General features: G+C 32.3%; 13 protein-coding genes. 8 read left to right on the top strand and 5 right to left on the bottom strand.

Annotation, left to right across the window (positions count from 1 at the left end; all coding sequences use genetic code 11):
* The first annotated feature begins 23 nt into the window (after window positions 1-23).
* The 3 genes from ACVCXO_RS17480 to ACVCXO_RS17470 are packed head-to-tail and all read left to right on the top strand — an operon-like array spanning window position 24 to window position 3,732.
* Window positions 24-2,600, top strand: coding sequence for a CHAT domain-containing protein (locus ACVCXO_RS17480; RefSeq protein ID WP_452230881.1), 2,577 nt, complete (start codon window positions 24-26; stop codon window positions 2,598-2,600).
* Window positions 2,597-3,040, top strand: a complete 444-nt coding sequence (locus ACVCXO_RS17475) for a retropepsin-like aspartic protease (protein ID WP_452230880.1) — start codon at window positions 2,597-2,599, stop codon at window positions 3,038-3,040. Before ACVCXO_RS17480 ends, ACVCXO_RS17475 begins: the two co-directional genes overlap by 4 nt.
* 59 nt (window positions 3,041-3,099) lie before the next feature.
* A complete protein-coding gene (locus ACVCXO_RS17470) occupies window positions 3,100-3,732 on the top strand; it encodes a response regulator (RefSeq protein WP_452230879.1) in 633 nt (210 codons plus the stop codon).
* Window positions 3,733-4,952: 1,220 nt separating this feature from the next.
* On the opposite strand, the gene odhB is transcribed toward ACVCXO_RS17470, so the two are convergent.
* Together odhB and ACVCXO_RS17460 are read right to left on the bottom strand one after the other, a co-directional pair.
* Window positions 4,953-6,164 carry a 2-oxoglutarate dehydrogenase complex dihydrolipoyllysine-residue succinyltransferase gene (odhB, locus tag ACVCXO_RS17465; protein WP_452230878.1) on the bottom strand — a complete coding sequence of 404 codons (1,212 nt, stop codon included), beginning with the start codon at window positions 6,162-6,164 and terminating at the stop codon, window positions 4,953-4,955.
* Between the two features lie 21 nt (window positions 6,165-6,185).
* Window positions 6,186-8,942, bottom strand: coding sequence for a 2-oxoglutarate dehydrogenase E1 component (locus ACVCXO_RS17460; protein WP_452230877.1), 2,757 nt, complete (start codon window positions 8,940-8,942; stop codon window positions 6,186-6,188).
* A gap of 102 nt (window positions 8,943-9,044) precedes the next feature.
* Here ACVCXO_RS17460 and ACVCXO_RS17455 point away from each other — a divergent pair, with 102 nt between their 5' ends.
* Window positions 9,045-9,605, top strand: coding sequence for an alpha-ketoglutarate decarboxylase (locus tag ACVCXO_RS17455; protein ID WP_452230876.1), 561 nt, complete (start codon window positions 9,045-9,047; stop codon window positions 9,603-9,605).
* A gap of 29 nt (window positions 9,606-9,634) precedes the next feature.
* On the opposite strand, the gene ACVCXO_RS17450 is transcribed toward ACVCXO_RS17455, so the two are convergent.
* Together ACVCXO_RS17450 and ACVCXO_RS17445 are read right to left on the bottom strand one after the other, a co-directional pair.
* Window positions 9,635-9,985 (bottom strand): hypothetical protein, encoded by a 351-nt coding sequence (locus ACVCXO_RS17450; RefSeq protein WP_452230875.1) that lies wholly within the window; start codon window positions 9,983-9,985, stop codon window positions 9,635-9,637.
* A gap of 80 nt (window positions 9,986-10,065) precedes the next feature.
* Window positions 10,066-11,040: a polyprenyl synthetase family protein gene (locus tag ACVCXO_RS17445; RefSeq protein ID WP_452230874.1), complete on the bottom strand. Its 975-nt coding sequence runs from the start codon at window positions 11,038-11,040 to the stop codon at window positions 10,066-10,068.
* A gap of 123 nt (window positions 11,041-11,163) precedes the next feature.
* Between ACVCXO_RS17445 and ACVCXO_RS17440 the strand changes: the two genes are divergently transcribed.
* The 4 genes from ACVCXO_RS17440 to ACVCXO_RS17425 are packed head-to-tail and all read left to right on the top strand — an operon-like array spanning window position 11,164 to window position 17,814.
* Window positions 11,164-11,769, top strand: a complete 606-nt coding sequence (locus tag ACVCXO_RS17440; RefSeq protein ID WP_452230873.1) for a TetR/AcrR family transcriptional regulator — start codon at window positions 11,164-11,166, stop codon at window positions 11,767-11,769.
* 7 nt (window positions 11,770-11,776) lie between these two features.
* Window positions 11,777-13,120 carry a TolC family protein gene (locus tag ACVCXO_RS17435; protein WP_452230872.1) on the top strand — a complete coding sequence of 448 codons (1,344 nt, stop codon included), beginning with the start codon at window positions 11,777-11,779 and terminating at the stop codon, window positions 13,118-13,120.
* A 22-nt stretch (window positions 13,121-13,142) separates the two neighbouring features.
* Window positions 13,143-14,315 (top strand): efflux RND transporter periplasmic adaptor subunit, encoded by a 1,173-nt coding sequence (locus ACVCXO_RS17430; protein WP_452230871.1) that lies wholly within the window; start codon window positions 13,143-13,145, stop codon window positions 14,313-14,315.
* A gap of 10 nt (window positions 14,316-14,325) precedes the next feature.
* Complete coding sequence (locus ACVCXO_RS17425; RefSeq protein ID WP_452230870.1) at window positions 14,326-17,814, top strand: efflux RND transporter permease subunit; 3,489 nt, start codon at window positions 14,326-14,328, stop codon at window positions 17,812-17,814.
* A 79-nt stretch (window positions 17,815-17,893) separates the two neighbouring features.
* On the opposite strand, the gene ACVCXO_RS17420 is transcribed toward ACVCXO_RS17425, so the two are convergent.
* Window positions 17,894-18,730 carry a hypothetical protein gene (locus tag ACVCXO_RS17420; RefSeq protein ID WP_452230869.1) on the bottom strand — a complete coding sequence of 279 codons (837 nt, stop codon included), beginning with the start codon at window positions 18,728-18,730 and terminating at the stop codon, window positions 17,894-17,896.
* Window positions 18,731-18,735 lie beyond the last annotated feature (5 nt).

The raw sequence follows: 18,735 nt of genomic DNA, 5'->3' as shown, positions 1-18,735 counted from the left end.
GTATTTAATTTTTAATTTTATAAATGAATAGAATCCTCTTCATTATATGTTTTTTTGCCTTCGGAAATGTTTTTTCTCAAGATCTGGAAAATGCTATTTATGAAGCAACCGAAATATTTAATGACAACAAAAGTGAAGCTTCACTAATTCATCTTAATGAAAAAATAAGTGTTTTTGAAAGTAGAATAACTTCTGAAGACGAATATTTCGCTTTCATTAATCTACTAGCAAACAAAGCCTATTACTTAGATGCCAGTAATAAACAGCAACAAGCAATTGCAACGTATGAAAAAGCTTGGACGCTTTACAAAAAACAGGAAGTTTACAATTATGATATTACGGAATACTGCCTAATTCCGCTAGGTATTTTATACCATAAAACGAAAGATTATACCAATGCTGAAAATATTATTAAGCAATATATTTTTCTTGCAGAGCAACAGAACAATAATAGCCATAAAATAACAGGAACCATCAACCTTGCTAATCTATATCAATCTATTGGTAGTTATGCACTAGCAAATGAAACAGCAAATAAAGGTTTACAGTTTAAAGACATAAAAGCCTATCAGCTAAAAAGACTAAAAAGCTTAAAATCAAGAAGTGCTTTATTTTTAAATAACAATGTTGTTATTATAGACAATGGTGACGTTTTTTCTAGAAATTTAAATAAAGAATCGGAAATAGATATCACTTTAAAATACGAACAAGCTCTAAAAAACAAAGACTATAAAGCAGCACAAAAAAACTTCTACAAACTTAAAAACAAAAAACCTAGAAACATACTATCTTCTAGAGATCAAGCAAAATTATTTTTTCAGGAAGGACAACTTTACTATTTATTAAAAGACACTTTACAAGCAAATAGATATGCCCACTTTGCTTTAAAAACGTTGCTTCCAGGATTAGAAGATAAAAAGCTACCAACCAAAGAAGCTTTATATCCGGAAAACACCTTTATAGATCTTTTTGATTTATTAGCAGAAATACAAACTAGTCCAGAAAAAGCATTGGCTTGTTATGATTTAAGTTTTTATGCTTCGTCTTTAATAGAACAAAATATCACTTCACAAAAAGGGCAACTTATCAACCTTTATGGAAACCGAGTACGTAGTGAAAAATGCTTGAATATCTTATATCAATTACAAGCAACAACAGACGCTACAAACTATACAGAACGTGCTTTTCAGTATGCAGAAAATCAGAAAGCAAGTATTTTAAAAGATATTAAAACTAAAAAATCATTATTAGAACTTCATCCAGAAGATAGCTTATTAATTACTCAAAGCAACCTTGTTAAGCAAGAAGAGAGATTAACCAATAAATTAATAAACACACCTATTAGTAATGCTTCGGCTGAAGAAAAAAACACATTAAGACAAGAACTTAATGCGGTAAGTATTGCTTTAAAAACCCGAAACAATGCCATTGATAAAAAATATGCAGTTCTTAAAAATAGTGAAGCCCTTCCTTTTGAAGACTTAAAGAAAAAACTAACGCAAGACCATGCTGTTTTAGTAGAATATTTTTATGGTAAACACGACCTCTACCAGTTTATATTTTCAACCAAAACAGCCAGCTTTCACCGAATTCCATTAAATGAAGAAACAAATAATGCAATCTCTACTTTCATTACTTATTTTGGTTCCAGCGCAGCCATAAATAATGATATTTTAAAGTTTACTGAAGATGCATTTACTTTATACAAAACACTGCTTTTAGATAAAATAGCAGACCAAGAAAATGTTATTATTATTCCAGATAGCAAACTAAACTTTATTCCATTTGATGCTTTATTGACTGCAAAAACCACAAGTTCATCCTTTTCTAAAATGCCTTTTTTAGTGAAGAAACATAAACTAGTCTATAATGCAAATGCTTCCATTTACCTAAACCAAAAAAATACGAACAAAAAAGGATCTCTTTTGGGTGTTTTCCCTGTTTTTGAAGGCACAAATCAAGAATTAATTTATTCTAAAAAAGAAGCGGAAAGCATAGAAAAAATTATGAACGCAGATCTGCTTTTTCAAACACAAGCAACCAAAAGAAACTTTATAGACAAAGCTACTAACTATTCTATTCTTCATTTATCGACACATGCAAAAAGTGGTAATTTTCAAGAACCTGCAAGTATCGATTTCTATGATGAAACTTTAACTATAAACGAGTTATATAGTTTAAACATGAATGTTAATCTAGTTGTTTTAAGCGCTTGCGAAACCGGAGTTGGCACATTACAAAAAGGAGAAGGAGCTTTAAGTATTGCTAGAGGATTTCAATATGCTGGAGCAAAAAACGTATTATTTTCGCTATGGCAAATTAATGACTTAGCTACTTCACAAATCATGACTTCATTTTATAAAAATTATAATAAATACAATTCTGAATTTATAGCAAACAATACTTCAAAAATAGAATACCTTAATAATGATGAAATAAGCAACATTAAAAAATCGCCTTATTATTGGAGTGCTTTTGTTTACTATGGCACCATATCCCAAAAAACAAAAATACCTTTCTTATTATATTCTATTATAGCGATACTTTCTCTAATATTACTTGTATTTTTATTCCTTAAAATAAATAGAAAAAACACATGAAAACTTTACAAGAGTTTTTACTAAAGCAAGAGTATTTAAAAATAAAACTAAAGCTTACGAAAACAAATCATTTTGAAATAAAAGCCTCCATAAATGGTGTAAAAGGACTTTTCATTTTAGATACCGGAGCGTCTAGTTCTTGCGTTGGTTTTGAAGCTATAGAAAATTTTAAACTAAAAGTAAAGGATTCTGAAATTAAAGCAGCCGGAGCAGGAGCTACAAATATGCTAACGCAAATTTCTAAAAAAAATAAAATAAAGATAGGTCGTTGGAAAAACGAAAAAACACCACTCATACTATTTGACCTTACCCATGTTAACACAGCACTCACAAATCATAATGCAAAACCAGTAGATGGTATTATAGGTGCAGACATATTAAAAAAAGGAAAAGCTATTATAGATTATGAAAAGAAATATTTGTATTTAAAAAAACCTTAAATAACTAAACAAATTTCTTACATTTACGAGTAATAGCAACAATTACTCCCTCTTACTTAATGAATACCTCTATAATAATAGCAGACGATCATCCATTAATGCTTCGTGGCATTCAAGATTTTTTAACTTCTAAAGGTTTTAATATATTAGGAAGTGCTCCAGACGGGCAAGCGGCTTATAATCTTATTGTTAAAGAAAAACCAGATATTGCACTTTTAGACATACGAATGCCCTATATGACTGGCTTAGAAGTTGCTGAAGAATGCAAGAAAAACGGTCTGGAAACCAAAATAATCTTAATTACGTTTGATAAGGAAGAAGCTATTTTTGACAAAGCCAAAGCGCTTGGTATTTATGGCTATATATTAAAGGAGTTTGCTATTGAAGAAATTGAAACATGTATCGCACATGTAGAAATGGATGAACCTTATTTTAGTGAAGAAATTGCAGACTACCTTAATAAATCGGATGTTACCATAGGTACAAGTGTACTTGCTAACCTTACCAAATCGGAAAGAAGGGTTGTTCATTTTATTTCAGAGAATATGACTAGTCAGCAAATAGCCGATACCCTTTTCATTTCTGTTAGAACTATTGAAAAACATCGTTCTAATATTGTAGCGAAACTAAATCTTGATAATAAACCAACTGCTTTATCTATTTGGGCCAATCTAAATAAAGATAAATTTTAACAAAAAATACGTAGAGGTACGTATTTCACATATCCATAACATAATATATCTTTACACTGCTATTAATTCAGTTCTTAGGGAGAATTGTTAAAGGCTCTAGTTTTAATTAAAACTAGAGCCTTATTTTTTTAACACCCTTTTTTGTTAGAAGGTAAAACAGGTATAACTACGTGTTTTATATATAAATAACATACTTATATTTGTCATGCTATTATTCGATTTTTTAGGGAATCACTAAAGGTTCTAGCTTGTACAAACTAGAACCTTTTATTTTTAAGAAAGATTACTTATAAAAAATACGTAGAAGTACGTATTTCATATATGGTAAACATACTATATCTTTACAGTGCTATTAATCGGTTCTTTAGGGAGAATTGTAAAAGGCTCTAGTTTTAATTAAACTAGAGCCTTTTTTATTTTAGACCATATTATTTCTTTAAAAAATACGTAGAACTACGTATTTCATATATGGTAAACATACTATATCTTTACAGTGCTATTAATCGGTTCTTAGGGAGAATTGTAAAAGGCTCTAGTTTAATTAAGCTAGAGCCTTTTTTTATTTTAGATCACATTGTTCTTCTTAAAAAATACGTAGAACTACGTATTTTTTATATGAATAACATAACATATCTTTACAGTATGCTATTAATTAGTTTTTAGGGAAAATTATTTTTGCATGAAAACTCCACGTTCTTATAATGTGGAGTTTTCGCATTTTTCAGGTTAAGCTTTTCTTCTGTCCGTATAGCTTTCCAAATTAAAAAAAAAGTATTCCTGTATCGCTTACCGCAAGTGCTAAATTATGAATTTATACTTTAAAAATAAAACAAACCACTGTAAATCAACTTATTAATTCGTTTTTAGAAAAAAAATACATTTAAAAAAATACGTATATATACGTATTTTTTTTACCGTATATGTTCTTTATATTTACAAAGCTATTAATCAATTACTTATAAAGGGGAAACTCGACATTCTGTAGTATAAAAGTGCTACTAGTGTTAAAATTCAGAAAGATATGGAAAACACTCTAGAAATGGAAAACAACCTAAATTTCACTCACAAACTACTTATTGCCGGTCTAGTTGTACTAGTCATTACAATAATTTTAGTAAACATTTATGTAAATTTCTTTTAGTTTTATTATAGTTATTTAAACAGAAAAAAGCGCGATTTTAGGGATATCGCGCTTTTTTATTTAATATACTTTAAAGATTTTACATTTCTAAAGCCTTCTTAATATCATTATTCATTAATAATTCTGTTGGATTTTCTAAAGCTTCTTTAATAGCTACTAAGAAACCTACAGACTCTTTACCATCAATTATTCTGTGGTCATAAGATAATGCTAAATACATCATTGGATGTATTTCTACTTTACCAGCAACAGCAATTGGTCTTTCAATTATATTATGCATTCCTAAAATGGCACTTTGTGGTGGGTTAATAATTGGCGTAGATAACATACTTCCAAAAACACCTCCATTAGTGATGGTAAATGTACCACCTGTCATTTCATCCACGGTGATTTGACCATCTCTTGCACGAAGCGCTAAACGCTTTACTTCAGACTCAATACCTCTGAATGATAAATTCTCTGCATTTCTAATAACAGGAACCATAAGTCCTTTTGGTCCAGAAACAGCTATAGAGATATCTACAAAATCATAGGTTAACATTTCTTTTCCATCTATCATTGAGTTTACAGAAGGATACATTTCTAATGCTCTTACTACTGCAAGTGAAAAGAAACTCATAAAACCTAAGCCAACGCCATGCTTTGCTTTAAAATCTTCTTTATATTGATTACGTAAAGCAAAAATAGGAGTCATATTAACTTCGTTAAACGTAGTTAACATGGCTGTCGTATTTTTCACTTCTACTAAACGTTCTGCTACTTTTCTTCGTAACATAGACATTTTACTTCTAGAAGAACCTCTATTTCCACCTGTTGGTGTTCCCATAGATGGTACCGCTTGTACGGCATCTTCTTTGGTTACTCTGCCATCTTTTCCTGTTCCTGTAACAGCAGAAGCTTGCATCCCTTTTTCAGCCAAAATCTTTTTTGCCGCAGGACTTGCTGTTCCTGTTGCATAGGTTTCCGTTTTAGGAGATTCCGCTTTTGGAGCCTCAGCCTTAGGCGCTTCCGTTTTTGCTTCCGCTTTTGGTGCAGCTCCACCTTCTGGTTTTGCAGCACTTGTATCTATTAAACATACTACTGCTCCAACAGCTACAGCATCTCCTTCTTCTGCTTTAAAAGTAATTGTTCCGCTAGCTTCGGCAGGCAATTCTAATGTTGCTTTGTCACTATCTACTTCTGCAATAGCTTGGTCTTTTTCTACATAATCACCTTCTTCAACTAACCACGTTGCTATTTCTACTTCTGTAATAGATTCTCCTGGTGAAGGAACTTTCATTTCTAAAATCATGCGCTATAATTTTATTTTATATTATCGTTGATTATTTTTTGTTTTATCAAATACGAAATCAATAACTTCTTGATGACGTTTTTTAGATCGAACAGAACTACCAGCTGCTGGTGCTCCATAAGGTCTTCTACTTGCTGCTCTAAAAGTTTTCACTTCGTCTAAATGCATTAACATATGACTGTAAGCTCCCATATTTCTAGGTTCTTCTTGTGCCCAAACAATATCGTCTGCATTGGTATATTTACCTAATACTTTACGAATATCTTCTGTTGGTAATGGGAATAACTGTTCTATTCTTACTAAAGCAATATCTTCTCTTTCTAACTTTTCTTGTTGTTCTAATAAATCATAATAGAACTTTCCAGTTACAAAAACTACCGTTTTTACTTGGTCAACTTTTGCTTTTTTATCATCTATTAGCATCTGGAAACTTCCGTTAGCAAATTCATCGACAGTAGATACTACTAGTGGATGACGTAATAAACTTTTTGGTGTAAATACAATTAACGGTTTTCTGAAATTTGCTTTCATTTGTTTACGTAACAAATGGTACATATTTGCTGGTGTAGTACAATCTACTACAAACATATTGTCTTTTGCACACATTTGAAGATAACGTTCCATACGTGCAGAGGAATGCTCTGCTCCTTGCCCTTCATAACCATGTGGTAACAACATAACTAAACCGTTTTGTAGTTTCCACTTATCTTCTGCTGCTGTTATATATTGGTCTAACATAATTTGTGCTCCATTACTAAAGTCTCCAAATTGTGCTTCCCAAATGGTTAATGTTTTTGGACTTGCCATTGCATAACCATAATCGAAACCTACAACACCGTATTCTGATAATAAGGAGTTGTATATAAAAAAGCGTCCTTGCGTATCACTTAATTTATTGTGTAAAACGATTTCTTCTTCACTGTCTTCTACTTTTACCACTGCATGACGATGCGAGAATGTTCCTCTTTCGACATCTTGACCAGAAATTCTAACATCGTAACCTTCTTCTAAAAGCGTTGCGTATGCTAAATGTTCTCCCATTGCCCAATCTAATCTGTTTTCGTCAAACATCGTTTGCCTAGATTCAATAAGACGGGATATTTTACGAATGAATTTTTTATCCTTTGGAAGGTTAGAAATTACTTTAGTAATTCTTGCTAATTCTTCTGTAGAATACGTAGTATCCACAGGTTTCATCATTCCGTCTTCTTCTGAAGTACCATAGTTTACCCATTCATTACTCATAAATGGTGTAATTTCCGTCTTCTTTATTTTACGCGAATCTTCTAATTTTTCTTCTAAAGAACTTTTATAGTCTTCTTCTAATTTAGAAACATAAGTATCATCTATAATTCCTTCTGCCATCAGCTTTTCGGCATAAAGATCTCTAGGATTTCTATGCTTTGCTATTGCTTTATATAATAAAGGTTGTGTAAACTTAGGTTCATCACCTTCGTTATGTCCATATTTTCTATAACCTAACAAATCAATAAAGACATCACGCTTAAATTTCATTCTAAAATGAAGTGCAAATAAAACGGCATGTACTACTGCTTCTACATCATCTGCATTTACATGAAGTACTGGAGATAAGGTTACTTTAGCAACATCTGTACAATAGGTACTCGATCTTGCATCTAAATAATTGGTAGTAAAACCTATTTGGTTATTTACAACAATATGAATGGTTCCATTGGTTTTGTAACCATCTAATTGCGCCATTTGTACAATTTCATACACCAAGCCTTGTCCTGCGATTGCAGCATCTCCATGCACAATAATAGGTAATACTTGTGATGGATTGTCTGGGTATTTATCGTCTTGTTTGGCTCTCGTTATTCCTTGTACTACTGCGCCAACCGTTTCTAAATGCGAAGGGTTAGGTGCTATATTTAAGTTTATCTTTTTTCCTGCATCTGTAATTCTATCGCTAGTCCAACCTAAGTGATACTTTACATCTCCATCAAAAACCTCTTGCTCATAATCTTTACCATCAAACTCACTAAAGATATCTTTTGCCGATTTACCGAAGATATTTGTAAGGGTACTTAAACGACCACGATGTGCCATTCCCATTACAAATTCTTTTACGTCGTAACCGGATGCTTTTTCAATTAAGGCATCTAAAGCTGGGATTAGCGACTCTCCACCTTCTAAAGAAAAACGTTTCTGCCCAACATATTTGGTATGCAAAAAGCTTTCAAAAGAAACTGCCTCGTTTAGCTTTTTAAGGATATGTCTTTTTTCCTCTGCAGAAAAACTTGGTTGATTATCGTTAACATTTAGCTTATTTTGAATCCATTGCATACGCTCTGGATTTCTAATATACATATACTCCACACCAATAGATTTGCAATAAATTGCTTCTAAATGTTTGCGTATTTCACGTAATGTTTGGGCACCAATACCTATAATTTCTCCTGCACTAAAAACAGTTTCTAAATCGGAATTTGACAAACCGAAATTTTCAAGTTCTAATGTTGGTGCGTATTGTCGTCTTGCACGAACGGGATTGGTTGCTGTAAAAAGGTGACCTCTGGTTCTGTAACCATCGATTAACTTTACAACCTGAAATTCTTTTTGAAGGTTTTCGGGAATTTGTGTGGTAACTGTTTCCACAGTTTCCCCTTCTGTTCCAAAGGTTTCAGAACCAAAATCGTAACCTTGAAAAAAGGCTCTCCAACTAGGCTCTACAGAGTCTGGGTTTTTTAAATATTGGTCGTAAAGTTCAGCAAAGTATGCTGTATGTGCTGCGTTTAAAAAGGAATATTTATCCATTATTTTTTTTGAGAGAATCTAGCTTCAACAAAATTTCTTCAAAAATACAACTTTTACTAAAAATAGATGTAGTTTTAGTATATTTATAACATTAAAAATTCAATGTTTTACACAATTATGAATAAATATAGCCCTTTTACCAAAAAAATTATTACTTTTTTAGTCTTTTCCTGTTTTCTTGCTACATCTGTAAAAGCACAAGACAATATTAGAAAACAGAAAAGTGTGTTTTGGCAAAAAGTACGTATTGGAGGCGGAATTGGATTAGGTTTTGGAGATGGTTTCTTTAGCGGCACCTTAGCTCCCAGCGCCATTTACCAATTTGATGATCAATTTGCATTAGGTGTAACACTTAATGGAACATATAACAAACGTAAAAACTTTTATAAATCTACTATTCTAGGTGGTGGTATTATTGGTTTATACAGTCCGATTCCTGAAATACAGCTTTCTGGAGAGTTTGAGCAACTGCATGTAAACAGAGACTTTGATGCAAATTACGTTAGTAATATAGACGATAGCTATTGGTCTCCAGCTTTATTTTTGGGTGCTGGTTACAGATCACAAAATTTCACTATTGGTATGCGATATGATGTATTATATGACAATGACAAAAGTGTATATGGAAGTGCTTGGATACCTTTTGTAAGAGTTTATTTTTAATCTCATGGTAATTCCTTAGAAAAAGGAAATCAACTATACTTATTTTTAAACCACACCTTTTGCCATTCGCGTTTCAAAATTAAAAACGAAACGTCTTCTGCCAGTTTAAGTGTATCATTCCCGTTTAACTCTTTTACTTGTTTTTCTGGCACATCTATAATATAGAGAAGATTTAAATACTCGGCAAATTTTTCTTGAATGAGCTTATAAACCGTTTCATGAAGCATTAGTTTTAAACTTGCTGGTAGAATTTCTTCATCAAAATCTAAATCTATATTGGCAAACAAAAAATCTTTATTAAGTTGTTTTACTAGTTTTTGATAAAGCGCAAGACTATTTGCTTCTGCTATTAAATCGTTAAAAGTTGTAGGTATATTCATTTTTGTCATTCCAGCCAAAAGGGGAATCGATTTTAATTTATTTTCTATGGATACGATTGCTTTCCTGTTTGGGAATCAAATTAAACGTCTCTATTCATTAATTGTCGGCCAAACAACTTTAATTCGTTTTTACTTTCTTCGGAAACATCTAAAGTTTCTAAGACTAAGAATGCTTTGTTTGTATACTTTTCAATAGCTTGTTTTGTAGCTTCCGCAGCACCACTACTAATAAAAACCTCTTTTGTAGCTTCAATTTTATCAGAAGAATCCGTTGGATTTATACTAAATAAATGTTCCAATTGTTGCTGATCTTCTTCCGAAGAAAATTCTAAAGCTTTTAGATATAAATATGTTTTTTTGTTTTCAATAATATCTCCTCCTACTTGTTTTCCAAAAGTTTCAGGATCACCAAAAGCATCTAAAAAATCGTCTTGTAACTGAAATGCAATTCCTAGGTTTTTACCAAATTGGTAAATTGTATTTTGATCTTCTTTTGTTGCTTCTGCTACAATTGCTCCCATTTGCATTGCTGCACCTACTAAAACAGCTGTTTTGTATTCAATCATTTTTAAATACTCTGCAATAGTAACATCATCGCGGGTTTCAAAATCTATATCATATTGTTGCCCTTCGCAAACTTCTAACGCCGTTTTACTAAACAACTTAGCAAGCGCTTGAAAGATCTTTGGTTCATAGTTTTCGAAAAATTGATATGCTAAAATAAGCATCGCATCTCCAGAAAGAATACCTGTGTTTATACTCCATTTTTCATGAACGGTTTCTTTCCCTCTTCGTAAAGGAGCATCATCCATAATATCATCATGTACCAATGAAAAATTATGAAAGACCTCAATACTTAAAGCGGCATCTAACGCTTTTTTATAATCCCCATTAAAAATCTCTGCTGTCATTAGAGTTAAAACAGGACGTAATCTTTTACCACCTAAGTTTAATATATAATGAATAGGATCATATAGTGATTCTGGTTCTCGCTTGGAAACAAATTTCTCTAAATAGGAAACAAATGTTTCTTGATAAAATGGAATGTTTTGCATGCCGCAAAAATAAGTGAATTATAAAAAAATAAAGGCATTCTTTTCGTAAATGTTAAAAAACAATTAAAACTATGGAAACTTTTTTTGTTTTTAAAGTTTCCTAGCGTACATTTGCACCAAATTATGAGAGAAAAAATTATACATAAATCAGGAGAATTATTCTTAACCCTAGGTTTTAAGAGTGTCACTATGGATGACATAGCCAACGAATTGGCTATATCTAAAAAAACCATATACCAGCATTTTGATAATAAAACCAAATTAATTGAAGCTACCACATCAAATATGTTTGAAAATATTTGTGGTGGAATAGATTGTATTTGTGACGCATCACACAATCCTATTGAAGAATTATATGATATTAAAATGTTTGTGATGAATTATTTGAAAAACGAAAAAACATCCCCTCAATATCAATTAAAAAAATACTATCCTCAAATTTTCAAGAACTTACAACTTAAACAATTTGAAAAAATGCATAAGTCTGTTCAAGAAAGTTTGAAAAGAGGTATTGATACCAGATTGTTTAGACAAAATATAGATGTAGATTTTATTTCCAGAATGTATTTTAATGGTATGACTGGAATTAAAGACGAATCTATTTTTCCTTCCGATAAATTTACTATGGATTATCTAACAGAAAGCTATTTGGAATATCACTTAAGAGCGATTTGTAACGAGGAAGGCTTACGCACACTAAACAAGTTTATAAAAACCAATCAATCCTAAAGACCGAATGAAAAAAAGTATCACACTTCTATTCTTTTTAATAACCGCAGTCGCTTTTTCGCAAGAAGCAGCTACTAGTTTTAGTTTACAAGAAGCCATAGATTATGCTTTAGAAAATAATAGGACTGCTAAAAATGCAGTTCGAGATATTAAGGCAGCAGAATTACAAAAATGGGAAACTACTGCTACAGGTTTACCACAATTAAGCGCGAGTGTAGATTATCAAAATTGGATTAAACAACAAGTTACTTTACTTCCTGCGGAATTGGCTGGCGGAACTCCAGGAACATTTATTCCTGTTGCTTTTGGCACAAAACAAAGTACAACGGCGACAGCAACTTTAACCCAAAAATTATTTGATGGTTCTTATTTAGTAGGTTTACAATCTGCCAAAGTGTATTTAGAAATTTCTAAAAACGCAAAAGAAAAAACAGATTTAGAAGTGCGTAAAGCGGTTATTAACGCTTACGGAAACGTTTTATTGGCGGAAGAAAGCCTTTCCGTTTTAAATAGAAACATTCGTGTTTTAGAAAAAAACATTTTTGAAATCACTAAAATATATGAAAACGGTTTAGAGGAAGAGGAAAGCGTAGAGCAATTACAAATCACACTTTCGGGAGTAGAAAGTCAGTTAAAAAACACCGAAAGACTTAAAAAACTAGCCTACCAAATGTTTAACATCACACTTGGACTAGATGTTGATACAGACTCTAAATTAATAGAAAACCTAAGTGGCTTAGCGAACTATCATTCTGTTTTAAGTTTATTAGAAGCGGAAGAAAATGTAGAAAACACAATCGACTTTAAAATTGCAGAAAATGATAAAGTAGCAAAAGAATTATTACTTAAACTCGAAAAAAGCAAGGCATTACCAACATTGGATGCTTTTGTAAATGGAGGTTATGCAGCATATAATGAAAAATTCCACTTTGCAAATAGCAACCAAAAATGGTTTGGATCTTCTTTATTTGGTGTAAGCTTAAACATACCAATATTTAGTTCCGGCATGCGAAGCGCCTCTACACAAAGAGCTCAAGTTAATCTTGAAAAAGCAAAAGACGATTTAACAGAAACGCAACAAAAGTTAAAATTACAAATTGCTTCAGCAAAAAGTGATTACCAATTTGCCATGGAAGATTATGAAAACAAGACTTCTAATCTAAACTTAGCAGAACGTATAGAACAAAAAAATCAAATCAAATTTTTTGAAGGTATTTCTTCTAGCTTTGATTTACGCCAAGCACAAACACAGCTATACACAGCACAACAGGAGCTATTACAAGCGATGCTAAATGTAATAAATACAAAAGCAGAACTTGAAACTGTTTTAAACGAAATACCAAAAAACTAAAACAACCAGAAAACACTTTATAATGAAAAATATATATTCACTATTTATCCTTACTCTATTAATTGTCTCTTGCGGAGGTGAGAAAAAGAATAATTCTGTAGAAAACATTTTAGCTACTGAAAATTTAGAAAAAATACGAACTAAAAGAACAGAATTAGTGGATGATCAAAAGATTCTTCATGACAAGATTAAAGTTTTAGACGAAGCTATTACAAGAATAGACACGATAAAAAAAATACCATTAATAACCACTTTTACTGCAAAGCATGAAGTATTTAAACATGTATTAGAAATTCAAGGAAATGTAACCACCAAAAACCTTATTGTTATTACTCCTGAATATAATGGTATTCTAACTAAAGTATATGTTACAGAAGGTCAAAAAGTAAAAAAAGGACAGTTGTTGGCTAAAATTGATGATGGTGGATTAAGCCAACAAGTAGCACAATTACAAATTCAAGCAGATTTAGCAAAAACTACTTTTGAGCGTCAAGAAAGACTTTGGAATCAAAAAATAGGAAGTGAAATTCAATATTTACAAGCAAAATCTAATTACGATGCACAAACACAAGCTGTAAACCAATTACAACAACAGTTAGGTAAAACCAACGTAAAAGCACCTTTTTCTGGGACTATAGACGATGTTATTACAGAGGAAGGTAGTGTCGTTGCAGCTGGTCAATCACAATTAATTCGTATTATCAATCTGGATGAAATGTATATTGAAACAGATGTTCCTGAAGCGTATATTGCAAACGTTGTAAAAGGTAAAAGTGTAACTGCAGAGTTTCCAATTTTAGGAAAAACAGTAGACACGGAGATACGTCAAGCAGGAGATTTTATTAATCCAGCAAATCGTACGTTTAAAATAGAAGTTGCTATTCCTAATAAAGACAAAACAATAAAACCTAATTTAACTGCAAAGCTTAAAATTAACGACTACACCAACAAAGAAGCGTTATTAATTCCGCAAAGTATCATTTCTGAAAATGCAGAAGGGGAACAATATGTTTACGTTGTAAATAATAAAAACGAAAACAAAGAAGGCGTTGCTAAGAAAATTATAATTAAAACTGGAAGAACACAAGGAGATGTTATTGAAGTTTTAGAAGGTATTGAAAATGACGCAGAACTTATAAAAGAAGGTGCACGTAGTGTAAAAGATGGGCAAACTGTTAAAGTGATAAATTACTAAGCCAAATACAATGACAAAAAAGAAAAAAAACATAGAAAAGGAGTTTGGTTTATCCTCATGGGCTATTAACAATAAGACCACCATGTATGTGCTTATTGCTGTAATCTTTTATATAGGTGTATCTGCTTTTTTTAGTATGCCAAGAGAAAATTTCCCAGAAGTTAATGAGACTAAAATATATGTAAGCTCTGTTTTTCCTGGTAATACCGCTGAAGATATTGAGAAATTAATAACAGATCCATTAGAGGACAAATTAAAATCGGTTAGTAATGTAGTTGAAATCACCTCAACATCACAAGAAGACTACTCGATGGTAGTTGTAGAGTTTGACGAAGACATTACTGTTGAACAAGCAAAACAAAAAGTTAAAGATGAAATTGACACCGAAACTTCTGGTGAAGATTGGCCAACATTTAATGACGCTAAAGTAGAACCGGATGTTTTTGATTTAAGTCTTTCGGAAGAAATGCCAATTCTTAATATTAATATTTCTGGAGATTATCCTGTTGAAAAATTAAAAGATTTTGCAGAATACCTTCAAGATGAAATTGAAGATATTCAAGAAATTAAGAAAGCAGATATTCGTGGTGCGCAAGAAAAAGAAGTAGAAGTTGCTGTCGATATTTATAAAATGATGGCTGCAGATGTGACTTTTAATGATGTTATTGGCGCGATTAGAAATGGTAATGTTACCATGTCTGCAGGTAATTTAATTACAAGCGGGCAACGTCGTACGATTAGAATAATAGGCGAAATAGAAAAACCTTCCGAACTAGACAACTTTGTAGTAAAGGCCGAAAACGGCAATGCCATCTACCTTAAAGATATTGCAACGGTTACTTTTAAAGAAGAAGACAAAAACACATTTGCTAGAGAGTTTGAAAAACCTGTTGTAATGCTTGACGTAAAAAAACGTGCAGGTAAAAACATGGTTGCAGCCGCAGAACAAATACAAGTGATTGTTCAAGATGCTAAAGACAATATATTTCCACAAGATTTAGAAGTAACGATCACTAATGACCAATCGCCTAAAACCATTGGTCAAGTAGATGATTTGGTAAATAATATTATTTTCGGGATCATCTTAGTAGTTACCGTTTTAATGTTCTTTTTAGGTTTTAAAAATGCCATTTTTGTTGGATTTGCTATTCCTATGTCTATGTTTATGTCGCTAATGATATTAAACCTGTTAGGACACAGTTTAAATACAATGGTTCTTTTTGGATTAATCATGGGACTTGGTATGCTGGTAGACAACGGAATTGTTGTTGTTGAAAACGTGTACAGATTGATGGATGAAGAAGGCATGGGCAGAATTGAAGCTGCTAAAAAAGGGATTAGCGAAATTGCCTTTCCCATTATTATATCTACAGCAACCACGGTTGCGGCATTTATTCCTTTAGGTTTATGGCCAGGAATCATGGGAGATTTTATGATGATCTTGCCAATTACGCTATCTGTAGTTTTAGGTTCTTCCTTATTTGTTGCTATTTTCTTTAACTCTGTTTTAGTTTCTCAATTCATGAGTATTGAAGATAAAGACATGCCATTAAAGCAAATCATTAAAACCACAAGTATTATTGCAATCCTTGGTGCACTCATTTTACTTTTTGGTGGTGCTTACCGAGGACTCGGAACATTAATGATCTTTACTGCTATCATGCTTTGGTTTTACCGATGGTTTATTCGTAAATGGGCGAATAACTTTCAAACAAAAACACTGGTTAGGTTAGAACGTTGGTATGAGAAGCAATTACGTTGGGCACTTTCTGGATGGAAACCATATGTATTAACTATTGGTACTTTTGGGTTACTTATACTTGCCTTTGTAGCTTTTGGAGCTTCTTTGAGTTCACAACGAACTAAAGTAGAATTCTTTCCAGATAATAAACCGAATCAAATTATTGTTTATATAGAATATCCCGAAGGTACAGCGATTGAAAAAACAAATGCGATTACTAAAGAAATTGAAAAGCACGTTGTAACGGTTTTAAACAATGCGCAATATATAGACGATGGCTATAATTTTATGGTAGAAAGCGCTGTATCGCAAGTTGGTGCTGGTGCAGGAAATGCCCAAACAGATATGGGATCTGCTGCAGAAACGCCACATAAAGCAAAGATTACTGCTTCTATGCGCGAGTACAAATATCGTAGAGGTGAAGATAGCGAACTGTTAAGACAAAAAGTACAATCTTCATTGGTAGGGATTTATCCTGGTGTTTTAATTTCGGTAGAAAAAGACGTTAATGGACCACCAGCTGGATCACCAATTAATATTGAAATTGAAGGAGACGATTATAATGAGTTGATTGCTGTTGCAGAAAACATGCGTGAATTTATTAATACTAAAAATATTCCTGGTATTGATGAACTTAAAATTAACGTGAACAAAGACAAGCCAACCATGCGTGTTACTGTAGATCGTGAAAAAGCAGGAGAACTAGGTGTTAGCGCGTTACAAGTAGGACAACAATTACGTAATTCTATCTTTGGTTCTAAGGCCGGAATCTATAAAGAAGACGGTGATGACTTTGATATTTATGTCCGTTTTAATGAAGACCTTAGATATAACACAAGTGCATTATTCAATCAGAATATAACCTTTAGAGATAATACGGGACAGTTAAAAAGTGTTCCAGTTTCTGCGGTAACAAAATATGAAAACAATTCTGGGTTCAACGCGATTAAGCATAAAGACACCAAACGTGTTGTTACTGTTTATTCTGCACTTTCTCCTGGCTTTACAGATGCCGGAGTCATTGTTGCACAAGTGCAAAATGAAATGAAAAACTATGAAGGTTTACCAGAAAATGTTAAGGTAGATTATACGGGTCAGATTGAAGAACAGAACAAACAAATGACTTTCTTAGTGGGAGCATTCTTTACTGGATTAGGATTAATTTTCTTTATTTTAATTTTTCAATTTAATTCTATTTCAAAACCAACGATTATTATGTTGGCTATTTTCTTGAGTTTTATTGGCGTATTTGGAGGTATTGTTATTACAGGAAGTGCCTTTGTTATTATGATGACTATGGTTGGTATTATATCACTAGCAGGAATTGTAGTAAATAACGGTGTGGTACTACTCGATTATGCACAACTACTAATTGACAGAAAAAAGAATGATTTAAATCTAGGCAAAGAAGATTACCTAGAAGAAGATGACCTATTTGAAAGTATTGTTCGTGCAGGAAAAGCGCGTTTACGCCCTGTATTATTAACGGCTATTACTACTATACTTGGTTTAATTCCGTTAGCAATTGGTTTAAACATTAACTTCTTTACTTTATTTAGTGAGTTTAATCCACATATTTACATGGGAGGAGATAACGTAGTATTCTGGGGTCCATTAGCTTGGACCGTTATTTACGGGCTATTCATTGCTACTTTCTTAACACTAATTGTGGTACCTATATTATTCTACTTAGTGACAAGATTTAAAATGTGGTTACGAAATAGAAGCAATACAACAGTAGCTATTACTGAAGAATAAAAAACAGACGATAGAAGAAACAAAAAATCCGAAGCACATGCTTCGGATTTTTTTTATTATAATAAGTTACCTGAATCTATTAAAGTCCTGGATCTTCTTCAAACACTTCAACAATAGAAGAGTTCCCATCTCCATCTGCCCCTAAAGAAAACCATAATCTCCAAGCATTTGTTGCTGCTGGAAAAGTACCTAAATAATCATCTCCAATTTGCTGTGTTGTTTCTATATCAAAAAGCTGAATTTTGTAATCTACAGCGGTATTGTTATTTCCCCAAAACCATAAAGCTAAATTACCTTGTCCTACGACACCTAATAACTCTACTGTTTCCGATAAATCTATAGAAGTACTAGAACTACTGGAATCGAATGTTACAAAACCCCATCCCCAAGCTGCTGTCATTAAATCTAAATCCATATCTAAATTCACCGTCGCATCGGTCCAAGTTAATATAGCTCTATAACTTCCAGAGTCTGTTGAGAAAAACCTACTATTTCCAGCTGCATCTACAGAAGCATCTGAGGAACCATCTAAAACAACTTCATAGATTCCATCGGTTAAAAAAGTAATTTGCGCAGTACTACTCATGCTTCCTGCTGCAATATCAGCAACACTAATAGTGTAGTCTGTACCTAATACAGCCGTAGAATTATCTGCATAATTATAGACTGTAAATCCAGGAGTTAAGTTAGCAGTAACCGCGTTGTTAATTGCTATATTTATTTCATCCGTATTATTTAATCCTGTTAAGGTAAAGATCCCTGCACTTGCGTCATCTGTTTCAATAAAAACAGAGTTTCCTTGTGCTGTTGTTGTACTAGTTACAACATCATTCATATCATCACTATCATCACAACTGACTACCAATACGACAGCAAGTAATAAAAATAGCTTATAAATTGATTTTATATTTTTCATATTTT

It is taken from the genome of Lacinutrix sp. MEBiC02404, from assembly GCF_053601575.1.
Note: the sequence above shows the minus strand (reverse complement) of the source record. Positions and strands in the feature narration are given on the sequence as shown.

Coding starts and splice junctions, on each gene's coding strand:
- ACVCXO_RS17430 (WP_452230871.1), top strand. CDS start 13,143: ATGAAAAATATATATTCACTATTTATCCTTACTCTATTAATTGTCTCT.
- ACVCXO_RS17425 (WP_452230870.1), top strand. CDS start 14,326: ATGACAAAAAAGAAAAAAAACATAGAAAAGGAGTTTGGTTTATCCTCA.
- ACVCXO_RS17435 (WP_452230872.1), top strand. CDS start 11,777: ATGAAAAAAAGTATCACACTTCTATTCTTTTTAATAACCGCAGTCGCT.
- ACVCXO_RS17450 (WP_452230875.1), bottom strand. CDS start 9,985: ATGAATATACCTACAACTTTTAACGATTTAATAGCAGAAGCAAATAGT.
- ACVCXO_RS17460 (WP_452230877.1), bottom strand. CDS start 8,942: ATGGATAAATATTCCTTTTTAAACGCAGCACATACAGCATACTTTGCT.
- ACVCXO_RS17420 (WP_452230869.1), bottom strand. CDS start 18,730: ATGAAAAATATAAAATCAATTTATAAGCTATTTTTATTACTTGCTGTC.
- ACVCXO_RS17480 (WP_452230881.1), top strand. CDS start 24: ATGAATAGAATCCTCTTCATTATATGTTTTTTTGCCTTCGGAAATGTT.
- ACVCXO_RS17455 (WP_452230876.1), top strand. CDS start 9,045: ATGTTTTACACAATTATGAATAAATATAGCCCTTTTACCAAAAAAATT.
- odhB (WP_452230878.1), bottom strand. CDS start 6,164: ATGATTTTAGAAATGAAAGTTCCTTCACCAGGAGAATCTATTACAGAA.
- ACVCXO_RS17445 (WP_452230874.1), bottom strand. CDS start 11,040: ATGCAAAACATTCCATTTTATCAAGAAACATTTGTTTCCTATTTAGAG.
- ACVCXO_RS17470 (WP_452230879.1), top strand. CDS start 3,100: ATGAATACCTCTATAATAATAGCAGACGATCATCCATTAATGCTTCGT.
- ACVCXO_RS17475 (WP_452230880.1), top strand. CDS start 2,597: ATGAAAACTTTACAAGAGTTTTTACTAAAGCAAGAGTATTTAAAAATA.
- ACVCXO_RS17440 (WP_452230873.1), top strand. CDS start 11,164: ATGAGAGAAAAAATTATACATAAATCAGGAGAATTATTCTTAACCCTA.